Genomic DNA, 24,954 nt, shown 5'->3' with positions numbered 1-24,954 from the left:
CACGGAGGCGTAGCTCTTCTAGCCCGAGTGGCCAGTTGTGACACAAGATTCGTCGAATCGCGTGTCATAACTGGCCATTCGGCGTTTCGGGGCTGAGTTCGGCGAGGCGCCTGCGCAGGAACGCGGCCGCAGGCTCGGATGGTCCCGGGCTGTCGTGCTCGAGAGCGACGCGGTACCAGTGCAGCGCTTCGGGAACGCGTCCGGCCCGGCGCAACAGGTCGGCGCGGATCGCGGCCGTCGTATTGGAGCGTGAGAGCCGGGGATCGGTAGCGACGGCGTCCAACGCGGCAAGGCCGGCGTCGAAGCCGTCGCGAAATCCGATGGCCAGGGCGCGGTTCGCGGCGACGACGGGCGAGTCCATGATCGCGAGCAGCCGGTCATAGGCGAGGCAGATCGTCGCCCAGTCGGTGGCCCGCCAGCTCGGGGCGGTCGCGTGCAGCGCCGCGATGACCGCTTGGGGCAGATAGGGTCCGGTGGCTCCCTCGGCGAGCCGCAGCTGCTCGAGTCCACGCGCGATGCGGCCCCGGTCCCACCGGCTGCGGTCCTGTTCGTCGAGCGGGATCAGCGCGCCGTCGTCGTCGACGCGCGTGCGACGCCGCGAATCATGCAGGAGCACAAGGGCTGCCAGTGCGTGGGCGTCGTGGTTGGCGGGCATCAGTGCGCACAGTTCACCGGCCAGGCGTACCCCTTCGTCGCAGAGCTCGTCACGGATGGCGGACGGGCCGCCGGTCGGAAAGTAGCCTTCGGTGAAGACCGAGTACACGCAGCCGAGCACGTGCGGGGTGCGTTCATCGAGCAGTTCGGCGGGCGGCACCCGCAGCGGGATGTTGGCCTTGCGAATCTTGTTCTTGGCGCGGGTGATTCGCTGCCCCACCGCTGCCTCGGACTGCAGCAGCGCGCGGGCGATCTCGGTGACGGTGAGCCCCGAGATCAACCGCAATGTCAGGGCCAGCTGCGAGCTGCGGTCGAGTGCCGGGTGAGCACACGTGAACATCATCCGCAGCTCGTCGTCGCGCACCGGGTGTAATTCACCCACGGTGTCGGCCCGCGCCGTGACCTCGTCGTACACGGCAGCGAATTCCTTTCCGGGACGCGCAGTTTCACGCCGCAACCGGTCCAATGCCCGATTGCGCGCCACCGTGGTCAACCACGCACCGGGGTTGGTGGGCACACCATCGGACGGCCATACTCGCAGCGCCTGCGCACAGGCCTCCTGGACGGCGTCCTCGGCGACGGTGAGATCACCTGACCAGCGGGCGATCGTGGCGACCGCCGGACCCCACTCGCGCCGGAAGACGCCGTCCAGTTCGGTCATCGACGCCTACAGGCCGGAGACACCGGCCAACCGGCGCAGTTCAACCGCCGATGCCGGGATCATCGACGCCAGCTTGACGGCCTCGTCGCGATCGGCGGCGCGCAGCACATAGAAGCCGTTGGCCACCTCGGCGCCTTCGATGTAGGGCCCGTCGGTCAGCACGACGTCGTTGTTGCGCACCCGCACCGTCGTCGCGGTCGACGGCGGGTGCAGCGGCGCGCCGGAAAGAATGTGTTCGCCTGCCGCGTTACCGAATTCGGTATGGGCGCACACCCCGGATTCCCACTCCTCGGTGCTGGGAGCGCAGACGTTGTCCTCGGGTTCGAGCAGCAGCGCGAGCCAGTCGCTGCCCAGTTGCTCGCTCGGCGGATTCCAGCCGACCATCGGCCACACCTCGACTGCGCCGAACGTGGCCACCGGGATGTCGCGGGCAAGCTCGAGTGCCTCGTCGAGGTTGTCGGATTCGAGAACGTAGTAACCGCAGGCCACTTCGGCGGCCTCGGCGAAGGGCCCGTCGGTCACCACCGGGGCGTCGGGCCCGCCCGTGATCCGGGCGGCGTGCGCGGTCGGCGCCAAGGCGTCGCCCGCGCGGATGGCCGAACCGGCCTTGGCGTGAAATGCCTGGAATGCCGCCATACCCTCGGTGGCCTCGTCAGGCGTCAGCTCGCGTTCCTGGCTGATCAGCAGGGCGAAGTAGTGCATCGTCGTCTCCTCCGGCTAGGGAGCGGAACCCGGTTGGTCCCACTCTCTACCCATCCGACGAACGGCGTTGCCTCAATCCGACAACTGGTTACTTCTGCAGCGTGAACTGGTGGACGCTGATGTGGCCGGACGCGAAGTACTTCTGGCAGCCGTTGAGGTACTTGTCGTAGCGGTCGTAGACCTCTTGGCCCTGCAGCGCGATCGCCTCGTCCTTGTGTGCCTCAAGCGCGTCCGCCCAGATCTTCAGCGTCTTGACGTAGTGCGGGCCGATCTCCTGCAGCTGCGTGAGCTTGAACCCGGCCTCGAGCGCCTTTTCCTTCTCCATCTCCACCGAGGGCAGGCGGCCGCCTGGGAAGATCTCGGTCATGATGAACCGGGCGAACCGGGCGTCTTCGAACGTCATGTGCAGGCCCAGCTTCTGGCCCTGCCGCAGGTCGAATCCGGTGATGTTGTGCAGCAGCATGATGCCGTCATCGGGCAGCGCGTTGTAGGCCGTCTCGAAGAACGCCGGATAGCGCTCGAATCCGAAATGCTCGAAGGCGCCGATCGAGACGATGCGGTCGACCTTGTCGTCGAACTCTTCCCAGCCCTGCAGCCGCACCTCGACGTTGCGCTTCGTCGGCACCTTGGCCAGCTTGTCGATCGCGTACTCGCGCTGCTCGCCGCTGAGCGTCAGGCCGATGACGTTGACGTCGTACTTCTCGATCGCCCGTGCCATGCAGGCACCCCAGCCGCAGCCGATGTCGAGCAGCGTCATGCCGGGCTCCAGCCCGAGCTTGCCCAACGCGAGGTCGAACTTGGCGATCTGAGCCTCGTCGCCCGTCATGTCTTCGCGCTCGAAATAGCCGCACGTGTAGCCCATGGTCGGGCCGAGGAACAGTTCGTAGAATTCGTTGGAAATGTCGTAGATCGACTGTAGTTCTTCGTATTTCGGAGTCAATTTAGACATGTACGAAATGCTCCAAGCCTTAGAGTTCTCCCCGCCGAGTCGCCAGCCTACAACAGGTCTGCCCAGGTAGGGCTCGACTACTGTCAATCAACACCGATGGCAAACACAAAAAAGACCCGGTTGTGACCACGACGTTATCGGTGCCTGCGCAAACCGATCAGGCACCGACGTCCGACAGCGAAGCGACAACCGACACGGGCTACTTCTGCAGCGTGAACTGATTGACGTCGATATAGCCGATCCGGAAGGCGTTCGCGCATCCGGTGAGGTAGTGCATGTAGCGGTCGTACATCTCCTGGGACTGGATTTCGACAGCCTCGTCGTGCTTGGCCTCCAGGTTGGCCGCCCACATATCGAGCGTGCGCGCGTAGTGCAACTGCAACGACTGCCTGCGCGTGAGCGTGAACGAGGCGCGCGCGGCATGCTCCTCGACCATTTCGATGGACGGCAGCCGCCCGCCGGGGAAGATTTCGGTGAGGATGAACTTGATGAACTTCGCGAGCTCGAAGGTCAGCGGGATCCCTCTGTGGTGGGCTTCGCGCGGATGCAGCGCCGTGATCGTGTGCAGCAGCATCACCCCATCATCGGGCAGTGCGTCGTAGGCGAAGGTGAAGAAGTCGTCGTATCGGTCGTGACCGAAGTGCTCGAAGGCGCCGATCGACACGATGCGGTCGACCTTCTCGTCGAACTGTTCCCAGCCGGCCAAGAACACTCGCTTGTCGCGCGGGCTGTCGGAGTTCGCGAAGCGCTGCTCGACATGAGCCTTCTGATTCTTGCTGAGGGTCAGGCCGACGACGTTGACGTCGTAGCGTTCGATGGCACGCATCATCGTCGCGCCCCAACCGCATCCGACATCGAGCAACGTCATGCCCGGTTCAAGGCCCAGCTTGCCGAGGGCCAGGTCGATCTTGGCGATCTGCGCCTCTTCGAGCGTCATGTCATCGCGTTCGAAATAGGCACAGCTGTAGGTCCTCGTGGGATCGAGGAACAGGGCGAAGAAATCATCGGACAGGTCGTAATGCGCCTGTACGTCGTCGAAGTGCGGCTTGAGCTCTTGCGGCTGTTTGGCCATCGCGTTACCTCTCGGGGCGGACCGACCGGAGAGCTGCACCAGGCCCCGTCTTGACCTAGCTGGCCCCCCAGACTGCAGCAAAGCGTAAACCGCGTGTGGTCAGCTACCGAGTGCTATGGCTCAGGCAAAGGCGTCGGCTGCGTATTGACGTTGCGAACGCAAACTACCCGGCGTTGGCGAAGTTGGTCTTGAGCTCGCCGACGATCTCATCCCAGACGGGTTCGGGCAGCTCATGCCCCATGCCGTCGATGAGCACGAGCCGCGCGCCGTCGATCGCCTCGGCGACCGCCCGACCGCCGGCCGGACGCATCAGTCGATCGGCGCGGCCGTGGATCACCACGGTCGGCGCGGTGATGCGCTTGTCGTGCTCGCGCAGGCTCCCGCTTCCGAGAATCGCGGCGAAGTGCCGCGCGATGCCTGCCGGGTAATAGGCGCGGTCGTAGAGTTCGGCCGCTTCGGCCCGGATCTGTTCTTCGAGCGTGGGATAGCCCGGGCTGCCGTTGAGCCTGCTGATGCGGACGGCGTTGTCGATGATCGTCTGCCGCGAGGAGTTCGCAGGCGGGCCGGTGATGACCGACAACAGCTGCTTGAATCCTGGCGGGGGCAGGAACGCCTGGTTGTTGCTGGAGAAGATCACCGCGAGCGTCTTGGTGCGTGGCGCATGCTGCGACGCGAACACCTGCGCGATCATGCCGCCCATCGACCCGCCGACGACGTGAGCGCTGTCGATACCGAGATGGTCCAGCAGGGCGGCCGCGTCGTCGGCCATGTCTTCGAGCGTGTAGACCGCCGGGCTGCGCAGGCCCAGGAACGAGCGGGCCATGCGGATCGGGAGTGACGAGTCGACGCGCCGGCCGGACAGTTTGGTCGACAGCCCGACATCGCGGTTGTCGTAGCGGATGACCCGCAGACCTTGGTCGACGAGCTTCTCGCAGAACCCGGTGCGCCACAGCAGCAGCTGCGCGCCGAGACCCATGATGAGCAGCACCGCCGGATCGTTGGGGTCGCCCATGTCCTCGTAGTAGATGTCGAGATCGCCGGACTTGGCGTACCCGGTGCGTATCTGCATCTATGCCTCGAGCTCGTCTTTGTGTTCGCGGCTGACCTCGACCATGAAGTTGGCGAAGTACCCGGTGAGTTGAGGGTCGCTCATCATCTGCCACTTCGGGGCGAGCAGCTTCATGTACCGCTCGACGTACAGGAACTGCTTGCCGATCAGCACGAGCTCGCGGGGGAGCTTGACGTCGTAGGCATCGGCCAGTGCCGACAATTGCCTGCCGATTTCCGCATACGACATATCGCCCAGCGACTTCATGGTCAGGGGCGTAGCAAACGCTTCGAGGTCTTTGGCGGCCTGTCCCTCCGGTTTCACCGTGCCGACCGCGCCCATCAGCACGACGATCTTGCCCGCCGCGGCGTGGTCCTTCTTGACCAGCAGTGCGTAGACGAGTTCACGCAACAGCCAGCGGGTGCGCGGATCGATGCGCCCCATGATGCCGAAGTCGAAGAACACGATCTTGCCGTCGTCGTCGACGTAGAGATTGCCCGCGTGCAGGTCGCCGTGGAACAGGCCGTGCCGCAGCCCGCCCTCGAACACGCTGAACAGCAGGGCCTTGACCAGTTCGGTGCCGTCGAAGCCCTTCTTGCGGATGGCGGCCACGTCGTCGATGCGCACGCCGGTCACGCGCTCCATGGTGAGCACGCGCTGGCTCGTCAGATCCCAGTACACCTGCGGAACCCGGATGTTCTCGCCAAGCGGCGATGCGTGCATGTGCGAGATCCAGGCGTCCATCGACTGCGCTTCGAGGCGGAAGTCGAGTTCTTCGGCGAGGTTGTCGGCGAAGTCGGCGACGACGTCCTGCGCGGACAGCCGGCGTCCGAGCTTCGCGAGCTCGACGAGCTGCGCGCCCCGTTTGAGGATTTGCAGGTCGGCGGCGACCCGGCGACGGATACCCGGCCGCTGGATCTTGACGACGACCTCCTCGCCGCTGTGCAGCGTCGCGTAGTGCACCTGGGCGATCGAGGCCGACGCGAACGGCTTGTCGTCGAACGACTTGAACAGGTTGTGCGGATCGTCGCCCAGTTCTTCGCGGAACAGCTGCTGCACCTCGTCGGAGTCCGCGGGCGGCACGCGGTCGAGCAGTCCGCGGAACTCGCGGCTCAGCGGTTCACCGAACGCGCCCGGGCTCGACGCGATGATCTGCCCGAACTTGACGTACGTGGGCCCGAGATCGGAGAACGTCTGTGGGATCTGCTTGACGATTTTCTGCTGCAGCGAGCCGCGGCCGAGGATGTTGGTGACGACGCGTGCGCCGGTGCGGGTGATCTGCCAGCCCGTCGCGCCGATGCGGGCAGCCTCTACCGGCAGTGGCACCCGATCCAACTTGGCCACCTCGCGGTGCTTGGTTTTCGGCGGCGTAGTGCTCATTTCTGCAGTGTCTCAAAACCCGCGGTACTGCCAAAAATATGTGTGCTGCGCGTCACACCGCCGTTACGCCCGCGGAACTGTGCGTCACACGGTTGCAAAGCTGTGCTCGATCTCGTCGCGGCGCAGCAGCGCGTCGCTGCCCGGGACGTACGTCGGCTCGGTATGCGGTGCGAGCGCCGGGTCGATTCCGTCGGCCACGCGGGCCTTGGCCTGCCGGAACTCTGGCGTCGGCCCGGCCGCCAACTCGAGGCCGTTGATGATCGACCACGCCATGCTGCGGCGTGCGGCCCGTTCCACGAAGTTGGGGGACTGGTGCTGAATCAACTGCATGGCCCACTTGGGCATGGTGTCGCGGATCGCCCAGTCGATCGCGCTCTGCGGCAGCCCCAGGTTGGGGCCGGTGGCCATGGCCGCGCCGTGCGTCAACGCGAGCCGGGGGAGGTAGGACTCCAGGCAGTCCAGGGTCTCGGCCTTGGTGGTCGGCAGGTCGGTGCCGCCGAGCGCATGGCCGACCCGGACGAATTCGCCGTAGTAGCGGTCAAGTTTCTTGCCGCGCAACGGTTGTGGGTGATAGAGCTCGTGCGCGGTGGCCAGGCCCCACACCACCGTGGCGTAGTTCCAGCGCAGCCAGTCCGGATCGTCGGCGTCATAGACGGCGCCGTCGGGGCGGGTGCCCTTGATGGTGTGGTGCATCGAGCGGACGGTCTTGGCCAGCCGCTCGGCGGTGTCGGTCGAGCCGTAGGCGGTGCCGATGAAGAACGCGATCGAATGGCCGAGCCGTACGGCCGCGCCCGCCGGATCGATGCGGGGGCTCGCGACGCCGTTCTCGTCGCGTTGCACGAGCCGCGAGTGGTGCATGCCCATCCAATAGATCGACGGGTCGAGGCGTTCCATGTACGCCGCACACTGCAGCCCGAAGATCAGGGCGTGCAGATGCGAATGCACATGCCACACCGCGCTGCCCGGCCCGAACCAACCCGGATCACCCTGAGGACCGGCGAAATCCATGCCGCGGAAATAGTGCTTTCGGATGTCTCGGTCGAACTTCTGATTCAGCCATTGCCCGACGAATTCATGCGGCATAAACACGGGGTGAGCTCCCTTGTGCGCGGTTTGGTCACGGCTGTAACCACAATACAGTTTGGCTACAGGTGTGACCAGACATAGGCTGTAGCGATGTCGACCCCGACCCGATGGGCCGGCGTGCCGTTGACGGATCGCCGGGCCGAACGCCGAGCACTGCTCGTCGACGCGGCGTTCCGGCTGTTCGGCGAGGGCGGCGAGGCCGCGGTGTCGGTGCGTTCGATATGTCGCGAGTGCGGGCTGAACACGCGCTACTTCTATGAGAGCTTCGCCGACACCGACGACCTGCTCGGTGCGGTGTACGACGAAGTCAGCGCACTGCTCGCGGCCGATGTCGAAGCCGCGATGGCCGATGCGGGCGATTCGCTGCGGGCCCGCACCCGGGCCGGCATCGCCGCGGTGCTCGGATTCAGCTCGGCCGACCCGCGGCGCGGGCGCGTGCTGTTCACCGACGCGCGCGCCAACCCGGTGCTCGCGGCGCGCCGCGCGGCGACGCAGGACCTCCTGCGGGAGGCCGTGCTGAGCGAGGGCGGACGGCTCTACCCGGGCTCGGATCCGGTCGCCGCCCAGATCGGTGCGGCCATGTACACCGGTGCGATGGCCGAACTGGCCCAGCAGTGGCTGTCAGGCAACCTCGGCGACGATCTGGACGTCGTCGTCGACCATGCCCTGAAGCTCGTGCTGGGCCGCTGAGCCTGGCGTCAGGCCTGTCCGGCCGGCCGCCAGCGCTTGATCCAGTCGGTCTCTGGCCACTGTTCTTCGGCCGCCATCAACTCGTACATCGTTGCGCGGTCGATGGATTCGCGAATGATGTCGGCATGCCCGGCATGCCGGCTCAGTTCCTCGATGAGGTGCATCGCCACCCAGCGCACCGACCAGTTGTCGATGTCCTGCGGGAACCACGGCACGCCGTGCGGCACCGGCACGGCGGCGTCGAGATCCTGCTCGGCGAACACCCGCAGCGTCTCCGCATTCTGCGCCTTGAGTGCCTCCAGCAGACCGGCCAGTGTCTCGTCCTCGCGCATGACGTACTGATCGGCGTACTCGGCCATCTGCTCTTCCATCGGACGCGGGTCCGGTGGCGGGGCGGCGGGCGCGTGCGCGGCGCGGTCCGCCCAGCCTTTCTGGACCCCGGCGGCGTGCTTGACGAGCCCGCCGACCGACAGCGTGCTCACCGACGGCGTCGCGCGGGCTTGTTCGTCGGTCAGGCCATGGGCCACCGCGAAGAACGCGTTCTGCTGAAACGCCAAGAACTCCAAGAGGGTCTGGCGCTCGTCGGCGGCGGGAGGGGGCATACCGGGCATTGTTCAGTTCTCCTTGCTATGGGCTGTGTGTGCGTAAAGATCACGGATGCAAGCGATTTCGGCGCCGTGGTGGATGACCTCCCGGTTGATGTGCAGAACTAGCGTGGCCATGGAGTATTCGTCCCAGGGCGCCTCGGCCGGACCGCACGGCCGGTCGAGGTCATCGTTGCTGAGACTGCGTACGCCGTCGATCCAATTTCGGTAGGCGTCGTCGAGCTGGTTCAGCGCGGTGGCGGCGTCGGTCGCGTACGACCAGGACTGGTAGTCGGCGGGCGGACCGCCGAAGTGTGAGTGGTTGCGCATCGCCAGGACGCCGACGATCACATGGGCCAGCCGCCACGCGATCGTGGTGAACGGTGCGGGCTGCGGTTGGGGATAGGTGAAGTCGATCGAACCGTCGGGATGAATCGTCCAGCAGTCGGGGACGGGCTGCCAGAAATACTCGGCGTCCGTCAGGCCCTCGAGCCTCGGGCGCAACTGGTTCGTCCAGTGGAAATCCAATTGGAAGGCGAGATCGTCGTTCCTCATGCGACTACCTTCGCAGCCATATAGGACAGTTTCGGTCCTAAAACTCCGGCAGACTGTTGCCATGTCCGAAACGACCAGCCGGGTGCTGCAGCTGCTGGGCTTGCTGCAGTCGCGTCGCGTGTGGACCGGCGAAGAACTCGCCGAACGGCTCGGGGTCACCGGGCGCAGCGTGCGGCGCGACATCGAGCGGCTGCGTGACCTCGGCTATCCGGTCTACGCGAGCAAAGGCCACGGCGGCGGCTACCAGCTCGGTGCAGGCGCCGCGCTGCCCCCGCTGCTGCTCGACCCGGACGAGGCCGTGGCGATGGCCGTCTGTCTGCGGCTCGCGGCCGGCGGCAGCGTCGCCGGTGTCGGCGAATCGGCGCTGCGCGCATTGTCGAAACTCGACCAGGTCATGCCCGCGCGGCTGCGCTCACAGGTTTCGGCCGTGCACGACGCGACCGTCACGCTGGCGCCGACCTCGTCGGACTCGCCCGTCGACCCCGACGTCCTGATGACCTTGGCCCGGGCCTGCCGCGACCGCGAACACGTCGGTGCGGGCTACACCGACATCCGGGGCAACAGCACGCAACGTCGGCTGGAGCCCTACCAACTGGTGACCACCGGACGGCGCTGGTACCTCATGGCCTACGACCGTGACCGTGCGGACTGGCGCAGCCTGCGGCTCGACCGCATGTCGGACGTCCGGGCCATGGGCAGCACGTTCACCGCGCGCGACGCACCCGATGCCGCCAGCTATGTGCGGCGTTCGATCAGCTCCTCGCCCTACCGCTACGTCGCCCGGGTCCGCTATCACGCGCCGCAAGACGTTGTCGCGCAGAAGTTTTCGGCCGCGTCGGTGACGGTGGAAGCCGACGGGCCCGACGCGTGCATCCTCACCGCGGGCGCCGACGACCCCGAACGCATGGTGCTCTACTTCGCCACTGTCGGACACGATTTCGAGGTGCTCGAACCGCCCGAGGTCGCCGCCGCGGTGCGCACAGTCGGTGAGCGTTTGCGGGCCGCCTCCTCCGGCGAGCAGACGTGAACGTACCCAGAACACGGCCGTACCCGGTGCTTTCGCGTCTGCTCGGCGGTTAGGTGATTCCCAAGCGATCGGTGAGCACCAGAAAGGCCGCCGCGAAGTCGTTGTCGGCGGTGGCTTCGCGAACCTTGTCCCAGTCGACCTGCTCACGCACCGCGCGGGCAGCGGGCAGCAGCGCCGCGAAGTCACAGTGGTGTTCGTTGAGCGAGCACAGTTTTTCCGATACCACCAGCGTCGGCGGCAACACCGGCATTCGGATCGCGAGCACGTCGACCACATCGGCGGACTCCAGCGTCGCGGCATCCACCGACACGCCGTTGAGCTGATAGAGCACATCGACCAGGACGTCGTCGCCGGAGTACGCCTTGAACAGCCAGTCCTCGGGGGTGCGCACGATCCGGAAGCCGGCCTTCTGCAACGTCACCTCGGCGGCTTCGGCGTCGACCTCCGCGACGACGAAATCGACGTCGTGCACGGGCTCGGGAGCGCCGTACACCCACAGCGCATAGCTCCCCGCGAGCGCGAACTCGGGCCCGTGCGCCTTGAAGGCCGAGGCCGCGCGTTTGAGCGCGTCGCGCAGTTCGTCGTTTCTATCGAGCACGTGACCATCCCGGATTCGTCGACGGCGGTTGCTGGAGCTTTCCAGATGGGTACCAAGTACCCATGCGAGTGGCCACCTTCAACATTTTGCACGGACGCAGCGTTCACGAGGGCAATGTCGACCTCGACAGGCTGGCGGCCGCGGTGTCCGAACTCGACGCGGACATCCTCGCGTTGCAGGAGGTCGACTGCGACCAACCGCGCTCGGGGAAAGCCGACCTGACCGCTGTCGCGGCCAAGGCCATGAACGCTGTCCATCACCGATTCGTCGCCGCGATCTCCGGCACGCCGGGCGCCACCTGGATGGCGGCCACCGGGCGCGAACAACCAGGAACCGCCGCGTACGGCATCGCGCTGTTGTCGCGCTTTCCCGTCGAGAACTGGCAGGTGCTGCGCCTACCGCGCATCCCGGTGCGATTCCCGATGTACCTGCCCGCGGTCCGCGGGATACGGGTCGTCCACGAGGAACCCCGGGCGGCCGTCGTGGCACGCGTCGACACTCCGCTGGGACCGATGACCGTGGCGAACACGCACCTGTCGTTCGTGCCCGGTTGGAACAAAGTCCAGCTGCGCCATCTGGTGCGCGACCTCAGAGGTTTTCCCGGGCCGCGGCTGCTCGTGGGCGATCTGAACATGGGGCCGGGCCGACCGGCGAACTGGCGGGCGCTGGGATCCGCGTTGACGTTTCCCGCCGACGCCCCCGGCCAACAGCTCGACCACATCCTGACCGACGACCCCGCGCTGACAGTCACCGAATGCGCGGCGCCGCACCTGCCGATTTCCGATCACCGCGCGCTCGTCGTCGACATATCCGAGCCATGACGCCGTAGGGTCGGTGAGGTGCACGTCACGTCAGTAGAGACGACGGAGCTGTTCGCCGGCCCTGCCGATGCGCCCCGGCAGCTGGTCCGGGTGAGCTACACCGGCTGCGTATCGCCCGGCGAGGTGCGGGTGACCGGCGACGGGCTGGCCGGGCAGGCAACGGTCGAGCCCGAGGACGGCGTGGTCGAAGTGCCGGTGGTGGTGGACAACCCGGTGCCGGGCGAGATCCGCCGCGCCCGCGCCGAGCATGTCGAATTCGATTTCGCCGTCGCCGAACCCGGCTGGACGATGTACATGATCAGCCACTTCCACTACGACCCGGTGTGGTGGAACACCCAAGCCGCCTACACCAGCGTGTGGACCGAGGACCCGCCGGGCCAGTGCCGCCAGACCCACGGCTTCGACCTCGTGCACGCCCATCTCGAAATGGCGCGCCGGGAACCGGAATACAAGTTCGTGCTGGCCGAGGTCGACTACCTCAAACCGTACTGGGACGCCCGCCCGGAAGACCGTGCCGACCTGCGCCGGTTCATCGCCGACGGCCGGGTCGAGATCATGGGCGGAACCTACAACGAGCCGAACACGAACCTGACCAGTCCGGAAACCGCCATCCGGAACTTCGTGCACGGCATGGGTTTTCAGCGTGACGTGTTGGGTGCCGAGCCCGCGACCGCGTGGCAGCTCGACGTGTTCGGGCACGACCCGCAGTTCCCGGGGATGGCTGCCGACGCCGGCCTGACATCGAGTTCGTGGGCGCGTGGCCCGCATCATCAGTGGGGCCCGATGCAAAACGACGGCGATCCCGAACGCATGCAGTTCCCCAGCGAGTTCGAGTGGATCGCCCCGTCCGGGCGCGGCCTGCTGACCCATTACATGCCGGCGCATTACTCGGCGGGCTGGTGGATGGACTCGTCGGCGTCACTGGCCGAGGCCGAGGCCGCCACGTACGCGCTGTTCACCAAACTCAAGCGTGTCGCGCTGACGCGCAATGTGCTGCTGCCGGTCGGCACCGATTACACCCCGCCCAACAAATGGGTCACCGAGATTCACCGCGACTGGAACGTGCGTTATGTATGGCCGAAGTTCTTGTGCGCGTTGCCCAGTGAGTTCTTCGCCGCGGTGCGGGCCGAGCTCTCCGAACGCGGTGTCGAGGCGTCGCCGCAGACCCGGGACATGAATCCCATCTACACCGGCAAGGACGTCTCCTACATCGACACCAAGCAGGCCAACCGGGCGGCCGAGGACGCCGTGCTCGACGCCGAACGGTTCGCGGTGTTCGCGGGCCTGCTCGGCGGGGCCGACTACCCGCAGGCGGCGCTCGCGAAGGCGTGGGTGCAACTCGCCTACGGCGCTCACCACGACGCCATCACGGGTTCGGAATCCGATCAGGTCTACCTCGACCTGCTGACCGGCTGGCGCGACGCGTGGGAGTTGGGGGTCACCGCGCGCGACAATGCGCTGGCCCTGTTGTCCGAGGCGGTCGACGGTTCCATCGTGGTGTGGAATTCCCTGGTGCACAAGCGATCTGACATCGTGACGGTCCACCTGGACGAGCCGTTCACCGGTGCGGTGCTCGACAGTGACGGCAATGAGATGGACGTTCTCGTCGAGCACGGCGGCGCGACGGTGAGCTGGCTCGCGCGTGATGTTCCGTCGCTGGGCTGGCGCTCGTACACGCTTTCCGACGGCACCGCCGGCGGCTGGGAGCCGCTACCCGGTGACCGCATCGCCAACGACCGGTTCCGGTTGCGGGTGGACGCGGCACGGGGCGGTGGCGTCGTGTCGTTGACGCGTGACGGCCGCGAGCTCATCGCCGACGGCGCGGTGGGCAACGAACTTGCCGTGTACGACGAGTATCCCGCGCATCCCGAAGCGGGGGAGGGGCCGTGGCATCTGCTCCCCAAGGGGCCGGTGGTGCGCTCGTCGTCTGCTCCCGCCGACGAGATCGCCTGCTATCGCAGTGCGCTCGGCCAACGGGTGGTCGTGCGCGGCCGCATCGGTGACCTGTTGCGGTACACGCAGACCATCACGCTCTGGAACGACGTGGACCGCGTGGACTGCCGAACCACGATCGACGAATTCGTCGGCGCCGACCGGCTTCTGCGGTTGCGCTGGCCGTGCCCGGTGCCCGGCGGGCTGCCCGTCAGCGAAGTCGGCGATGCGGTCATCGGGCGCGGATTCGGCCTGTTGCACGACCGTTCGGGCGAGGCCGTCGACGCCGCGCAACATCCATGGACGTTGGACAATCCCGCATACGGCTGGTTCGGGTTGTCCTCGGCGGCACGCATTCGCGTCGGACCAAACGCGGCGCGTGCGGTTTCGGTGGCCGAGGTGATCACCGGCGACGCCGCTGACATCCGTGACTTGATGGTGGCGCTCGTGCGGGCCGGCGTGACCGCCACGTGCAGCAGCGCCGACAAGCCCCGCTATGGCGACCTGACGGTGGACTCCAACCTGCCCGACACCCGGTTCGCGATCGGCGGGCCCGACGAGAATGCTTTCACCGCAGCGGTTCTCGCCGAGGCGGACATCGCATACACCGACGAACTGAAGCGTCAGATCGACGAGTCCGGCTCGGCGCGCGTGTGGGTTCCCGCGGCCGCGTCGCTCCTCGAGCAGTGGGTGCCCGGGGCCGACCTGCGCGGCGTGCGTGCGCTGCCGGTGCTGATACTCGCAGGCGGGCTCGGGGCCGTGATCGACGATCTGGCCGATGCGGAGATACGCGTCGAGCAACGGGCACCGACCGGCGTCGAGCCGTTCGAATCACGCACCGTCGCGGTTCTCAACCGCGGGGTGCCGAGTTTCGCGGTCGACCCGGACGGGACCCTGCACACGTCGCTCCTGCGGTCCTGCACGGGCTGGCCGTCGGGCACGTGGATCGACCCGCCGCGCCGCACCGCACCGGACGGCTCCAACTTCCAGCTCCAGCACTGGACACACACGTTCGACTACGCGGTTGTGGCTGGCGACGGTGACTGGCGGGCAACGGGTGTGGCAGCGCAAGCTGCCAAATTCAACCGGCCGCTCCGTGCGGTCACGGTGCAGCACAGCACCGAGGGTGGGCTACCGCCGTGGGGATCGCTGCTCGAGATCGAGCCGGCCGGCTCCGTGCAACTGGGTGCACTCAAGGCCACCGGTAACCCGCTGGCCTCGGGAAGTGTGCGCAGCGTCGACTCCGCCCAGAGCGTGACCGCGAGGCTTGTCGAGATCACCGGCACGGCAACGGATGTGAAGATCTGCTCCGGGCTGCGCTCCGTCATGGCAGCGGCTCACCTAAACCTGTTGGAGGAGCCGGACTCCCGTGCCGCTGAACCAGGCCAACTGCGCCTGCACGGCTACCAGATCGCGACGGTGTCCACGCAGTTGAATCTGCCGAAGGTGCTGCGTGCCGACCATCGGCAACTGGCGCCCGAGGCCGAGGCGGCGCAGCCGCTCTATGCGCGCTACTGGCTGCACAACCGCGGGCCCGCACCGCTGGGTGGGCTGCCCGCGGTGGCCCATCTGCACCCGGAAAACGTTGTGGCCGAACCGGGCTCGGAGATCGTCGTACGGCTGACCGCGGCCAGTGACTGCACTGACGCCCCGCTGCACGGCCGCGTCAAGCTCGTGGTGCCGTCGGGCTGGGCCGCGCAGCCCGACGAACTACCGTTCGTCCTGCCGCCCGACGAGCACCTGGAAACCGAAGTGGTGTTGACCATTCCGGCGGGTGCCGAGGCCGGGCTCTACCCGGTGTGCGCCGAACTCGCGGTCACGGGGGCCGACTCGTCCGGGCTGCCGCCGTCGTGGCGTCAACGCGTCGAGGACGTCTGCATCGTCACGCTCGGCGAACCGGACGCACACGTGCTGAAACTGGTGACCGAACCGAAGCCGGTCGAGGTGCGAGCCGGCGAAACGGCGCGGCTGTCGCTGACCGTCGGTACCGACGCCCGCGCCGGGCTGTCGGCCGAGGCGCATCTGATCAGCCCGTGGGGCACGTGGGACTGGATGGGCCCCGCCGCGGTCGGGACGCATCTGCCGCCCGGTGGCTCGGTCGAGATCGGGTTCGACGTCGCTCCGCCGGCATGGGTCGAGCCGGGCGAATGGTGGGCCTTGATCCGGGTCGGCTGCGCCGGGCGGCTGATCTACTCACCGGCGGTGAAGGTGACCGTGCGATGAGCGTGGCGGCACTGGTGTCGGGTGAACCCGTTCTGGTCAAGGAAATCGACGAACGTGAGGCGCAGCTGCGGGCGACGAATTTGGCGTCGGCACTGCCGCGGCCACACACGAGCGAAGGCAGACAACTCCGCCGCTGGCTGACACAGCTGATCGTGGCCGAACGGGTCGTCGCCGCCGAGGCGGCCGCACGAGGCTTGACGGCGTCGGGCGTACCGGCCGAGGACACGGTGGTGCCGGACACCGCGGCGCGCCTGGAGATCGGCAGCGTCGCAGCCTCGGCTCTGGCCGACCCGGTGGCACGGGCAGTGTTCGCTGACGTCACCGCGGCCGTCCGCGTCGACGATGCTGACGTGACTGCCTACCACGCTCGCAACCCGATGCGTTTCGCCGCGAAACCCGTTGTGGATGAGCAGGGTTGGCGCAGTCGTCCGGTGGAACCCCCGCTCGACGATGTGCGGGAGCGGATCGCCGAGCACCTGCTCGCCGCGGCCCGCAGGCGCGCATTCCGGCTGTGGCTCGACTCGCGCTGCGCCGAACTCGTCCAGCTCTCACCCGGATACGAGCATCCCGGTGATCCGCGCCAGCCCGACAACACCCACAAGCACTGATGAGCAATGCTGCACCCAATGAGCGCTCTCACTCTCGCCCTCGACATCGGCGGTACCAAGATCGCGGCCGGGCTGGTGGACCCCGACGGGTTGCTCGTGCACCAGGCCAAACTGCCCACGCCGGACGGCGACGCCGAGACCGTATGGGCCGTCGTCGAGCAACTGCTCGCCGAGACGATGAAGGTGGCCGACGGCCGTGTCGACGGCGTCGGTGTTGCCTCGGCAGGGCCGATCGACCTGCCCAGCGGCACCGTGAGCCCGATCAACATCGTTGAGTGGCACCGCTTTCCGATCGTCGAGCGGGTGGCCGCGGCGACCGGGCTTCCGGTCCGGCTCGCCGGTGACGGCGTGTGCATGGCGCTCGGCGAGCACTGGCGTGGCGCGGGGCGTGGCGCCGACTTTCTGCTCGGCATGGTGGTGTCGACGGGGATCGGCGGGGGACTGGTGCTCGACGGCGCACCCTATGACGGCCGCACCGGCAACGCCGGTCACGTCGGCCACGTCATCGTCGCTCCCGAAAGCGGTGCGTTGTGCACGTGCGGCGGGCACGGCTGCGTCGAGACGGTCGCGTCCGGGCCGAACATGGCCAGGTGGGCTCGCGAACAGGGTTGGGACGCCCCGCCGGAAGCGGACGCAAAGGAGCTCGCGGATGCCGCCAACGCCGGGGATCAGTTGGCGCTCAAGACGTTTCAGCGGGGTGCCACGGCAATTGCGGCGATGATCGCGTCGGTGGGTGCGGTATGCGACCTCGACCTGGTGGTCATCGGCGGTGGCGTGGCGAAATCCGGGGCGCTGCTCTTCGACCCGCTGCGGGCGGCGCTGAACGACTACGCCGGGCTGGACTTCCTGCGCACGCTGCGGGTGGTGCCCGCCGAACTCGGCGGGGACGCGGGCCTGGTCGGGGCGGCTGCCCTTTTGCGTGGCTGAGCGCGTTGCATGTGAGTGCGGCCCCAGTCGCACAGTGTCTGCAGAACCGGCGCGAGCGTCATCCCGTACTCGGAGATCGAGTAGTGCACGCATGGCGGCACGGTGCCCGCGTCATGGCGGTCGATGATCCCGGCGTCGACGAGATCGTGCAGATGGCGGATGAGCATGCGTTCGGTGATCTCGGGGATGCTGCGCCGCAGCTCGGCAGTGCGCATCGGCCCGTCGACCAGGCGCCACAGGATGGTGCCCTTCCAGCGGCCGTCGATGACCGACAGCGTGGCGTCGATCGGACATTCGCCGATTTCTTTCTTCGACACCGGCATGGCATGGCTCCTCGGCTGAGTGCTGACTAATTTGTCAGTACCTTGTTTTTTGGCAGCTTACTGAGCAGGGTCGATGTTGTGAAAGAGATCATCGAGATCCTCGCCGTCGTGGTCACCGGCGCGCTGGTCGGCGTCGAATTCGGAGTAACCGCCTTCAGTCACCCGATCCTGGAGCGGCTGCCGGAGACCGCGTACTCGCAGGGGCGTTCGGCCAGTGCGCGGATTCTCGGCAAGGTGATGCCGTTCTGGTACGGCTTGGTCGTACTGCTGCTGCTCACCGTCGTGGTGCTGCAGCCCGGGCCGTTGTTGTTCGCCGCGGTGGTGGTGATGGGCGCCGTCATGCTGCTGACCTTCACACTGCTTGTGCCCGCCAACAATCGCGTGGCCGCTTGGGCCGGCCCCGCCGACGTCTCGCGTGAGCTGGCCGGGCGCTGGGACCGGCTGCACTGGGTGAGAGTGGCCTTGTTGGCCGTGGTGTTCGTGCTGTTGGTGGTGGGAAGTGGGCGCTGACGCGTGGTGAGCGACCGCTGCGGCACGCTTTTTGCGGCGTGTTGACGTACAGACACGGTCGCTCGCGGTGCAGGGTGAGGTGCAGGGAACGTGAATTAGGAAGTCAGGCGGGTGTTCGGGTACCCTGGCCGAGTTCCACCGAAGACCGTCGGTCACCGATGAGCGCTTGTGCGAAGAGCAAGTGGCTCGGAAATCGGTTGAAGGTCCGGGAGTTCCCGGCGGCCCACGCAGGAGGACGAGGTAGAAGCATTCTTGCGCGCCCCGACCTGTCTGCGTCGGGGCGTTCGTCATTTCCGGCCTTCATGTGGTGGACGACCCAACCATCACGAGGAGGCAAGCATGGCCCAAGCTGAAAAGGCCACCGCGGTCGCCGACATCGCCGAGAAGTTCAAGGAGGCGACGGCCACCGTCGTCACCGAGTACCGCGGCCTGACGGTGTCCAACCTTGCCGAGCTGCGCAGGTCGCTGGGTGACGGAGCCACATACACGGTTGCCAAGAACACCTTGGTCAAGCGTGCGGCTGCGGAAGCCGGCATCGAAGGTCTGGACGATCTGTTCTCCGGGCCGACCGCCATCGCGTTCATCAACGGCGAGCCCGTCGACGCCGCCAAGGCGATCAAGAAGTTCGCCAAGGACAACAAGGCCCTGGTCGTCAAGGGCGGCTACATGGACGGCAAGGCGCTGTCCGTCGCCGAGGTCGAGCGGATCGCCGATCTGGAGTCGCGCGAGGTGCTGCTGTCCAAGCTGGCCGGCGCGCTGAAGGCGAAGCAGTCCCAGGCCGCGGCGCTGTTCGTGGCGCCCGCGTCCCAGGTCGCCCGCCTGGCCGCAGCTCTGCAAGAGAAGAAGGCCGGCGAAAACGCCGCCTGACAAACCACCACCAAGAGATAGATAAGGAATCACCATGGCAAAGCTGTCCACCGACGAACTGCTCGACGCGTTCAAGGAAATGACCCTGCTGGAGCTCTCTGAGTTCGTCAAGCAGTTCGAGGAGACCTTCGACGTCACCGCCGCCGCCCCGGTCGCGGTTGCCGCCGGCCCGGCCGCCGGTGGCGCGCCCGCCGAGGCCGCCGAGGAGCAGTCGGAGTTCGACGTCATCCTCGAGGGTGCCGGCGACAAGAAGATCGGCGTCATCAAGGTCGTCCGCGAGATCGTCTCCGGCCTGGGCCTGAAGGAAGCCAAGGATCTGGTCGACGGCGCTCCCAAGCCGCTGCTGGAGAAGGTCACCAAGGAAGCCGCCGAGGAGGCCAAGAGCAAGCTCGAGGCTGCCGGCGCTTCGGTCACCGTCAAGTAATTCGCGATTCTGCGAAAAGAGCCCCCGGATCAGCGCGATCCGGGGGCTCTTTGCTGTTTGTGCCGGGGCAAATCGGATACATCGGCACAACCATGATTCCTCGGTGCGCAGTGCGCTATGGTGACTCAAGCCACAGGCCAGAGCCGGTGGCACGGTGAGGCGTAGGCGGAAGGATCTTTATGGGCGTCCAAATCGACGTGAACGGACTGAGCAAGTCTTTCGGATCGTCCAAGATCTGGGAAGACGTCACGCTGTCTGTCCCGGCCGGTGAGGTCAGCGTGCTGCTGGGCCCGTCAGGTACCGGTAAGTCGGTGTTCCTGAAGTCCCTGATCGGCCTGCTGCGCCCGGAGCGCGGCTCCATCATCATCGACGGCACCGACATCCTCGAATGCTCGGCCAAGGAGCTCTACGAGATCCGCACGCTGTTCGGTGTGCTGTTCCAGGACGGCGCGCTGTTCGGCTCGATGAACATCTACGACAACACCGCCTTCCCGCTGCGCGAACACACCAAGAAGAGCGAGAGCGAGATCCGTGAGATCGTCATGGAGAAGCTCGCCCTGGTCGGTATGCCCAACGACGGCCACAAGTTCCCCGGTGAGATCTCCGGCGGTATGCGCAAGCGCGCCGGCCTGGCCCGTGCCCTCGTGCTCGACCCGCAGATCATCCTGTGTGACGAGCCGGACTCCGGTCTGGACCCGGTCCGTACCGCCTACCTGAGCCAGCTGCTGATCGACATCAACGCCCAGATCGACGCGACCGTGCTGATCGTCACGCACAACATCAACATCGCGCGGACCGTGCCCGACAACATCGGCATGCTGTTCCGCAAGAAGCTGGTCATGTTCGGGCCGCGTGAGGTGCTGCTGACCAGCGAGGAGCCCGTCGTCAAGCAGTTCCTCAACGGCCGCCGCATCGGCCCCATCGGCATGTCCGAGGAGAAGGACGAGGCCACCGCGGCGGCCGAGCAGGCCCTGCTCGACGCCGGTCAGCACGACGGTGGCGTGGAGGAGATCGAAGGCGTCCCGCCGCAGCTGACCGCGACGCCGGGCATGCCCGAGCGCAAGGGCGTGGCCCGTCGCCGGGCGCGGGTGCGCGAGATCCTGCACACCCTGCCGCCGCAGGCCCAGGCCGCCATTCTGGAGGAGCTCAACGCCCACGACGCGCAGCAGGGCGGCCAGGTCCAGACCCAGACGGCTCCGGTGGACAATTACGACGAGCCGACCGCACGGCACAGCCGCCCGATCGAGGACGACGCTCCGACGGGCGCCATCGAGGTGCCCAAGCAGCAGGCCTGACCGAAACCGACATCGATCCGGCGCGCCCATCCGTGGGTAGCGCCGGATCGGCGTTTGACGAGGGGCGATCGCGGAGGCGTTCGCCGGCGCTCAAGATCAGTTATCGCGACAAATCCCACCCCAAACAGCGTGTGAGCCCTTGACGGACGGCCCCAAACGGGCCAATCTGTTGGGCAGCATGTGTGAAGGGTCGAGTCGCCAGCCAGCGCCGGGTGACCCATCTCATGCAATGGATGTGTGGTGGTCGAGGAATGCTCGTTGAATAACTGGCGGACGTGCGCTATCGTTGGACGTTGCGCTGGCTGCATCCTGCCCACCTCACCTGTACCTGACACCGTGGTCCTAGCCTGAGTCGTTTGCTCAGTACCTAGTCCTGTGCCGTGCGTCCAGGGTTTTGGACAGGCGGTATCCAGCCGAACCGACGCAGAATTCGCGACAAAAGGTCCGGTGCAGGCCGGCGCCTAATAGTCGCATGAGGTGCTGGAAGGATGCATCTTGGCAGTCTCTAGCCAGAGCACAGCGAACGCTATCACCAATAACTCCGTCCCAGGAGCACCGAACCGAGTTTCATTTGCCAAGCTCCGCGAGCCGCTTGAGGTTCCGGGGCTGCTCGACGTTCAGACCGATTCCTTCGACTGGCTCGTCGGGTCCGACGAATGGCGCCAGAAGGCCATCGATCGCGGTGAGACCGACCCCAAGGGCGGTCTCGAAGAGGTGCTCGAAGAGCTCTCGCCGATCGAGGACTTCTCCGGCTCGATGTCGCTGTCCTTCTCCGATCCGCGCTTCGACGAGGTCAAGGCCCCGGTCGACGAGTGCAAAGACAAGGACATGACGTACGCGGCCCCGCTGTTCGTCACGGCCGAGTTCATCAACAACAACACCGGCGAGATCAAGAGCCAGACGGTCTTCATGGGTGACTTCCCGATGATGACCGAGAAGGGCACCTTCATCATCAACGGCACCGAGCGCGTCGTCGTGTCGCAGCTCGTCCGTTCGCCCGGTGTGTACTTCGACGAGACCATCGACAAGTCCACCGAGAAGACGCTGCACAGCGTCAAGGTCATCCCCGGCCGCGGTGCGTGGCTGGAGTTCGACGTCGACAAGCGCGACACCGTCGGCGTCCGTATCGACCGCAAGCGCCGTCAGCCGGTCACCGTGCTGCTCAAGGCGCTCGGCTGGACGAACGAGCAGATCGTGGAGCGCTTCGGCTTCTCCGAGATCATGATGGGCACGCTGGAGAAGGACAGCACCTCGGGTACCGACGAGGCGCTGCTCGACATCTACCGCAAGCTGCGCCCGGGCGAGCCGCCGACCAAGGAGTCCGCGCAGACCCTGCTGGAGAACCTGTTCTTCAAGGAGAAGCGCTACGACCTGGCTCGCGTCGGCCGTTACAAGGTCAACAAGAAGCTGGGCCTGAACGCCGGCCAGCCGATCACGTCGTCGACGCTGACCGAGGAAGACGTCGTCGCGACGATCGAGTACCTGGTGCGTCTGCACGAGGGCCAGACCACGATGACCGTCCCCGGCGGCGTCGAGGTCCCTGTTGAAGTAGATGACATCGACCACTTCGGCAACCGTCGTCTGCGCACCGTGGGTGAGCTGATCCAGAACCAGATCCGCGTGGGCCTGTCCCGCATGGAGCGTGTCGTGCGTGAGCGCATGACCACCCAGGACGTCGAGGCGATCACGCCGCAGACCCTGATCAACATCCGTCCCGTCGTGGCGGCGATCAAGGAGTTCTTCGGCACGAGCCAGCTGTCGCAGTTCATGGACCAGAACAACCCGCTGTCGGGTCTGACCCACAAGCGTCGTCTCTCGGCGCTGGGCCCCGGCGGTCTGTCCCGTGAGCGCGCCGGCCTTCAAGGTCCGCGACGTGCACTCCAGCCACTACGGCCGCATGTGCCCGATCGAGACCCCTGAGGGTCCGAACATCGGTCTGATCGGTTCGCTTTCGGTGTACGCGCGGGTCAACCCGTTCGGCTTCATCGAGACGCCGTACCGCAAGGTCGTCGACGGTGTGGTCACCGACCAGATCGACTACCTGACCGCCGACGAGGAGGACCGCCACGTCGTGGCGCAGGCCAACTCGCCGATCGACGCCGACGGCCGGTTCACCGAAGACCGCGTGATGGTCCGCCGTAAGGGCGGCGAGGTCGAGAACGTGGCCCCGTCCGACGTCGACTACATGGACGTCTCGCCGCGCCAGATGGTTTCGGTCGCGACCGCGATGATCCCGTTCCTCGAGCACGACGACGCCAACCGCGCCCTGATGGGTGCCAACATGCAGCGCCAGGCCGTTCCGCTGGTGCGCAGCGAGGCCCCGCTGGTCGGCACCGGTATGGAGCTGCGTGCCGCGATCGACGCAGGCGATGTCGTGGTCTCGGAGAAGACCGGTGTGGTCGAAGAGGTCTCGGCCGACTACGTCACCGTGATGGCCGACGACGGCACCCGCCACACCTACCGGATGCGCAAGTTCGCCCGGTCCAACCACGGCACGTGCGCCAACCAGCGCCCGATCGTGGACGCCGGGCAGCGGGTCGAGTCGGGCCAGGTCATCGCCGACGGGCCGTGCACCCAGAACGGTGAGATGGCCCTTGGCAAGAACCTGCTCGTGGCGATCATGCCGTGGGAGGGCCACAACTACGAGGACGCGATCATCCTCTCGAACCGCCTGGTCGAAGAGGACGTGCTGACCTCGATCCACATCGAAGAACACGAGATCGACGCCCGTGACACCAAGCTGGGCGCCGAGGAGATCACCCGGGACATCCCGAACGTCTCCGACGAGGTGCTGGCCGATCTTGACGAGCGCGGCATCGTCCGCATCGGCGCCGAGGTCCGCGACGGCGACATCCTGGTCGGCAAGGTCACCCCGAAGGGCGAGACCGAGCTGACCCCGGAGGAGCGCCTGCTGCGTGCCATCTTCGGTGAGAAGGCCCGCGAGGTCCGCGACACGTCGCTGAAGGTGCCGCACGGTGAGTCCGGCAAGGTCATCGGCATCCGCGTGTTCTCGCGCGAGGACGACGACGAGCTGCCCGCCGGCGTGAACGAGCTGGTTCGCGTGTACGTGGCCCAGAAGCGCAAGATCTCCGACGGCGACAAGCTCGCCGGACGCCACGGCAACAAGGGCGTCATCGGCAAGATCCTGCCCGTCGAGGACATGCCGTTCCTGCCCGATGGCACCCCGGTGGACATCATCCTGAACACCCACGGTGTGCCGCGTCGTATGAACATCGGCCAGATCCTGGAGACCCACCTCGGGTGGGTGGCCAAGGCCGGCTGGAACATCGATGTCGCCGCGGGAACCCCGGACTGGGCGAGCAAGCTGCCCGAGCAGCTGTACTCGGCTCCGGCCGACAGCATCGTCTCGACCCCGGTGTTCGACGGTGCGCAGGAAGGTGAGCTGCAGGGCCTGCTGGGCTCGACGCTGCCCAACCGCGACGGCGAGGTCATGGTCGACGCCGACGGCAAGGCGACGCTGTTCGACGGCCGGTCCGGCGAACCGTTCCCGTACCCGGTGACGGTCGGCTACATGTACATCCTCAAGCTGCACCACCTCGTGGACGACAAGATCCACGCGCGGTCCACCGGCCCGTACTCGATGATCACCCAGCAGCCGCTGGGCGGTAAGGCGCAGTTCGGTGGCCAGCGGTTCGGTGAGATGGAATGTTGGGCCATGCAGGCCTACGGCGCCGCCTACACCCTGCAGGAGCTGCTGACCATCAAGTCCGACGACACCGTCGGCCGCGTCAAGGTGTACGAGGCGATCGTCAAGGGCGAGAACATCCCCGAACCCGGTATCCCGGAGTCGTTCAAGGTGTTGCTCAAGGAGCTGCAGTCGCTGTGCCTCAACGTTGAGGTGCTGTCCAGCGACGGTGCCGCGATCGAGATGCGTGACGGTGACGACGAGGACCTGGAGCGCGCTGCCGCGAACCTGGGAATCAACCTGTCCCGCAACGAGTCCGCGTCTGTCGAAGACCTCGCCTGATTGTTTTCTAGTCCCGAAAGGGGAAAGGGA

21 protein-coding genes and 1 pseudogene are annotated in these 24,954 nt (G+C 66.7%); 11 read left to right on the top strand and 11 right to left on the bottom strand.

Annotated features, from left to right (window positions below):
* Window positions 1–64: 64 nt before the first annotated feature.
* From ACOI2T_RS29785 to ACOI2T_RS29755, 7 genes are all read right to left on the bottom strand, one after another.
* Window positions 65–1,315, bottom strand: a complete 1,251-nt coding sequence (locus ACOI2T_RS29785; protein WP_409502130.1) for an RNA polymerase sigma factor — start codon at window positions 1,313–1,315, stop codon at window positions 65–67.
* 6 nt (window positions 1,316–1,321) lie between these two features.
* Window positions 1,322–2,017: a YciI family protein gene (locus ACOI2T_RS29780; protein ID WP_409502129.1), complete on the bottom strand. Its 696-nt coding sequence runs from the start codon at window positions 2,015–2,017 to the stop codon at window positions 1,322–1,324.
* Between the two features lie 88 nt (window positions 2,018–2,105).
* On the bottom strand, window positions 2,106–2,966 hold the full coding sequence (locus ACOI2T_RS29775; protein ID WP_409502128.1) for a cyclopropane mycolic acid synthase family methyltransferase: 861 nt from the start codon (window positions 2,964–2,966) through the stop codon (window positions 2,106–2,108).
* Between the two features lie 199 nt (window positions 2,967–3,165).
* A complete protein-coding gene (locus tag ACOI2T_RS29770) occupies window positions 3,166–4,038 on the bottom strand; it encodes a cyclopropane mycolic acid synthase family methyltransferase (protein WP_067856263.1) in 873 nt (290 codons plus the stop codon).
* A gap of 163 nt (window positions 4,039–4,201) precedes the next feature.
* On the bottom strand, window positions 4,202–5,107 hold the full coding sequence (locus ACOI2T_RS29765) for an alpha/beta fold hydrolase (RefSeq protein ID WP_409502127.1): 906 nt from the start codon (window positions 5,105–5,107) through the stop codon (window positions 4,202–4,204).
* The gene (locus tag ACOI2T_RS29760; protein WP_067856269.1) at window positions 5,108–6,466 is read right to left on the bottom strand and encodes an ABC1 kinase family protein; all 1,359 of its coding nucleotides are present in this window, start codon (window positions 6,464–6,466) and stop codon (window positions 5,108–5,110) included.
* An 84-nt stretch (window positions 6,467–6,550) separates the two neighbouring features.
* The gene (locus ACOI2T_RS29755) at window positions 6,551–7,549 is read right to left on the bottom strand and encodes an oxygenase MpaB family protein (protein WP_409502366.1); all 999 of its coding nucleotides are present in this window, start codon (window positions 7,547–7,549) and stop codon (window positions 6,551–6,553) included.
* Window positions 7,550–7,642: 93 nt separating this feature from the next.
* On the opposite strand from ACOI2T_RS29755, the gene ACOI2T_RS29750 reads away from it, so the two are divergent.
* Window positions 7,643–8,242: a TetR/AcrR family transcriptional regulator gene (locus ACOI2T_RS29750; protein WP_067856275.1), complete on the top strand. Its 600-nt coding sequence runs from the start codon at window positions 7,643–7,645 to the stop codon at window positions 8,240–8,242.
* Window positions 8,243–8,250: 8 nt separating this feature from the next.
* On the opposite strand, the gene ACOI2T_RS29745 is transcribed toward ACOI2T_RS29750, so the two are convergent.
* Complete coding sequence (locus ACOI2T_RS29745) at window positions 8,251–8,853, bottom strand: DinB family protein (protein ID WP_067856277.1); 603 nt, start codon at window positions 8,851–8,853, stop codon at window positions 8,251–8,253.
* 3 nt (window positions 8,854–8,856) lie between these two features.
* A complete protein-coding gene (locus ACOI2T_RS29740) occupies window positions 8,857–9,381 on the bottom strand; it encodes a DinB family protein (protein WP_409502126.1) in 525 nt (174 codons plus the stop codon).
* Window positions 9,382–9,442: 61 nt separating this feature from the next.
* On the opposite strand from ACOI2T_RS29740, the gene ACOI2T_RS29735 reads away from it, so the two are divergent.
* Complete coding sequence (locus ACOI2T_RS29735; protein ID WP_409502125.1) at window positions 9,443–10,408, top strand: helix-turn-helix transcriptional regulator; 966 nt, start codon at window positions 9,443–9,445, stop codon at window positions 10,406–10,408.
* Between the two features lie 49 nt (window positions 10,409–10,457).
* On the opposite strand, the gene ACOI2T_RS29730 is transcribed toward ACOI2T_RS29735, so the two are convergent.
* Window positions 10,458–11,006 (bottom strand): nucleotidyltransferase family protein, encoded by a 549-nt coding sequence (locus ACOI2T_RS29730; RefSeq protein WP_409502124.1) that lies wholly within the window; start codon window positions 11,004–11,006, stop codon window positions 10,458–10,460.
* 62 nt (window positions 11,007–11,068) lie between these two features.
* On the opposite strand from ACOI2T_RS29730, the gene ACOI2T_RS29725 reads away from it, so the two are divergent.
* The 4 genes from ACOI2T_RS29725 to ACOI2T_RS29710 are packed head-to-tail and all read left to right on the top strand — an operon-like array spanning window position 11,069 to window position 17,517.
* A complete protein-coding gene (locus ACOI2T_RS29725) occupies window positions 11,069–11,827 on the top strand; it encodes an endonuclease/exonuclease/phosphatase family protein (protein WP_409502123.1) in 759 nt (252 codons plus the stop codon).
* Between the two features lie 18 nt (window positions 11,828–11,845).
* Entirely contained in the window at window positions 11,846–15,982 is a 4,137-nt protein-coding gene (locus ACOI2T_RS29720) for a glycoside hydrolase family 38 N-terminal domain-containing protein (RefSeq protein WP_409502122.1), read from the top strand.
* Window positions 15,979–16,590 (top strand): DUF7158 domain-containing protein, encoded by a 612-nt coding sequence (locus tag ACOI2T_RS29715; protein WP_409502121.1) that lies wholly within the window; start codon window positions 15,979–15,981, stop codon window positions 16,588–16,590. Before ACOI2T_RS29720 ends, ACOI2T_RS29715 begins: the two co-directional genes overlap by 4 nt.
* Before the next feature lie 18 nt (window positions 16,591–16,608).
* Entirely contained in the window at window positions 16,609–17,517 is a 909-nt protein-coding gene (locus ACOI2T_RS29710; RefSeq protein ID WP_409502120.1) for an ROK family protein, read from the top strand.
* On the opposite strand, the gene ACOI2T_RS29705 is transcribed toward ACOI2T_RS29710, so the two are convergent.
* Window positions 17,418–17,840, bottom strand: coding sequence for a winged helix-turn-helix transcriptional regulator (locus ACOI2T_RS29705; protein WP_409502119.1), 423 nt, complete (start codon window positions 17,838–17,840; stop codon window positions 17,418–17,420). The two genes, ACOI2T_RS29710 and ACOI2T_RS29705, sit on opposite strands and share 100 nt — an antisense overlap.
* Before the next feature lie 78 nt (window positions 17,841–17,918).
* Here ACOI2T_RS29705 and ACOI2T_RS29700 point away from each other — a divergent pair, with 78 nt between their 5' ends.
* The 5 genes and pseudogenes from ACOI2T_RS29700 (at window position 17,919) to rpoB (ending at window position 24,924) form a co-directional block, all read left to right on the top strand.
* Window positions 17,919–18,350, top strand: coding sequence for an anthrone oxygenase family protein (locus ACOI2T_RS29700; protein ID WP_409502118.1), 432 nt, complete (start codon window positions 17,919–17,921; stop codon window positions 18,348–18,350).
* A 339-nt stretch (window positions 18,351–18,689) separates the two neighbouring features.
* Complete coding sequence (rplJ, locus tag ACOI2T_RS29695; RefSeq protein WP_085146479.1) at window positions 18,690–19,217, top strand: 50S ribosomal protein L10; 528 nt, start codon at window positions 18,690–18,692, stop codon at window positions 19,215–19,217.
* 34 nt (window positions 19,218–19,251) lie between these two features.
* Complete coding sequence (rplL, locus tag ACOI2T_RS29690; protein ID WP_067856314.1) at window positions 19,252–19,641, top strand: 50S ribosomal protein L7/L12; 390 nt, start codon at window positions 19,252–19,254, stop codon at window positions 19,639–19,641.
* Between the two features lie 179 nt (window positions 19,642–19,820).
* A complete protein-coding gene (locus tag ACOI2T_RS29685) occupies window positions 19,821–20,936 on the top strand; it encodes an ABC transporter ATP-binding protein (RefSeq protein WP_067856317.1) in 1,116 nt (371 codons plus the stop codon).
* Window positions 20,937–21,413: 477 nt separating this feature from the next.
* Window positions 21,414–24,924: pseudogene (rpoB, locus tag ACOI2T_RS29680) on the top strand (DNA-directed RNA polymerase subunit beta).
* Window positions 24,925–24,954: the final 30 nt, after the last annotated feature.

The sequence above is a fragment of the Mycolicibacterium wolinskyi str. Jessa 2025 genome (genome assembly GCF_049241375.1).
GTDB classification, from domain to species: Bacteria; Actinomycetota; Actinomycetes; order Mycobacteriales; family Mycobacteriaceae; genus Mycobacterium; species Mycobacterium wolinskyi.
This window is presented reverse-complemented; position numbering and strand designations above follow the sequence as displayed.

Coding starts and splice junctions, on each gene's coding strand:
- ACOI2T_RS29685 (WP_067856317.1), top strand. CDS start 19,821: ATGGGCGTCCAAATCGACGTGAACGGACTGAGCAAGTCTTTCGGATCG.
- ACOI2T_RS29740 (WP_409502126.1), bottom strand. CDS start 9,381: ATGAGGAACGACGATCTCGCCTTCCAATTGGATTTCCACTGGACGAAC.
- ACOI2T_RS29755 (WP_409502366.1), bottom strand. CDS start 7,549: ATGCCGCATGAATTCGTCGGGCAATGGCTGAATCAGAAGTTCGACCGA.
- ACOI2T_RS29780 (WP_409502129.1), bottom strand. CDS start 2,017: ATGCACTACTTCGCCCTGCTGATCAGCCAGGAACGCGAGCTGACGCCT.
- ACOI2T_RS29770 (WP_067856263.1), bottom strand. CDS start 4,038: ATGGCCAAACAGCCGCAAGAGCTCAAGCCGCACTTCGACGACGTACAG.
- ACOI2T_RS29715 (WP_409502121.1), top strand. CDS start 15,979: ATGAGCGTGGCGGCACTGGTGTCGGGTGAACCCGTTCTGGTCAAGGAA.
- ACOI2T_RS29735 (WP_409502125.1), top strand. CDS start 9,443: ATGTCCGAAACGACCAGCCGGGTGCTGCAGCTGCTGGGCTTGCTGCAG.
- ACOI2T_RS29710 (WP_409502120.1), top strand. CDS start 16,609: ATGAGCGCTCTCACTCTCGCCCTCGACATCGGCGGTACCAAGATCGCG.
- rplL (WP_067856314.1), top strand. CDS start 19,252: ATGGCAAAGCTGTCCACCGACGAACTGCTCGACGCGTTCAAGGAAATG.
- ACOI2T_RS29725 (WP_409502123.1), top strand. CDS start 11,069: ATGCGAGTGGCCACCTTCAACATTTTGCACGGACGCAGCGTTCACGAG.
- ACOI2T_RS29775 (WP_409502128.1), bottom strand. CDS start 2,966: ATGTCTAAATTGACTCCGAAATACGAAGAACTACAGTCGATCTACGAC.
- ACOI2T_RS29750 (WP_067856275.1), top strand. CDS start 7,643: ATGTCGACCCCGACCCGATGGGCCGGCGTGCCGTTGACGGATCGCCGG.
- ACOI2T_RS29765 (WP_409502127.1), bottom strand. CDS start 5,107: ATGCAGATACGCACCGGGTACGCCAAGTCCGGCGATCTCGACATCTAC.
- rplJ (WP_085146479.1), top strand. CDS start 18,690: ATGGCCCAAGCTGAAAAGGCCACCGCGGTCGCCGACATCGCCGAGAAG.
- ACOI2T_RS29745 (WP_067856277.1), bottom strand. CDS start 8,853: ATGCCCGGTATGCCCCCTCCCGCCGCCGACGAGCGCCAGACCCTCTTG.
- ACOI2T_RS29760 (WP_067856269.1), bottom strand. CDS start 6,466: ATGAGCACTACGCCGCCGAAAACCAAGCACCGCGAGGTGGCCAAGTTG.
- ACOI2T_RS29705 (WP_409502119.1), bottom strand. CDS start 17,840: ATGCCGGTGTCGAAGAAAGAAATCGGCGAATGTCCGATCGACGCCACG.
- ACOI2T_RS29785 (WP_409502130.1), bottom strand. CDS start 1,315: ATGACCGAACTGGACGGCGTCTTCCGGCGCGAGTGGGGTCCGGCGGTC.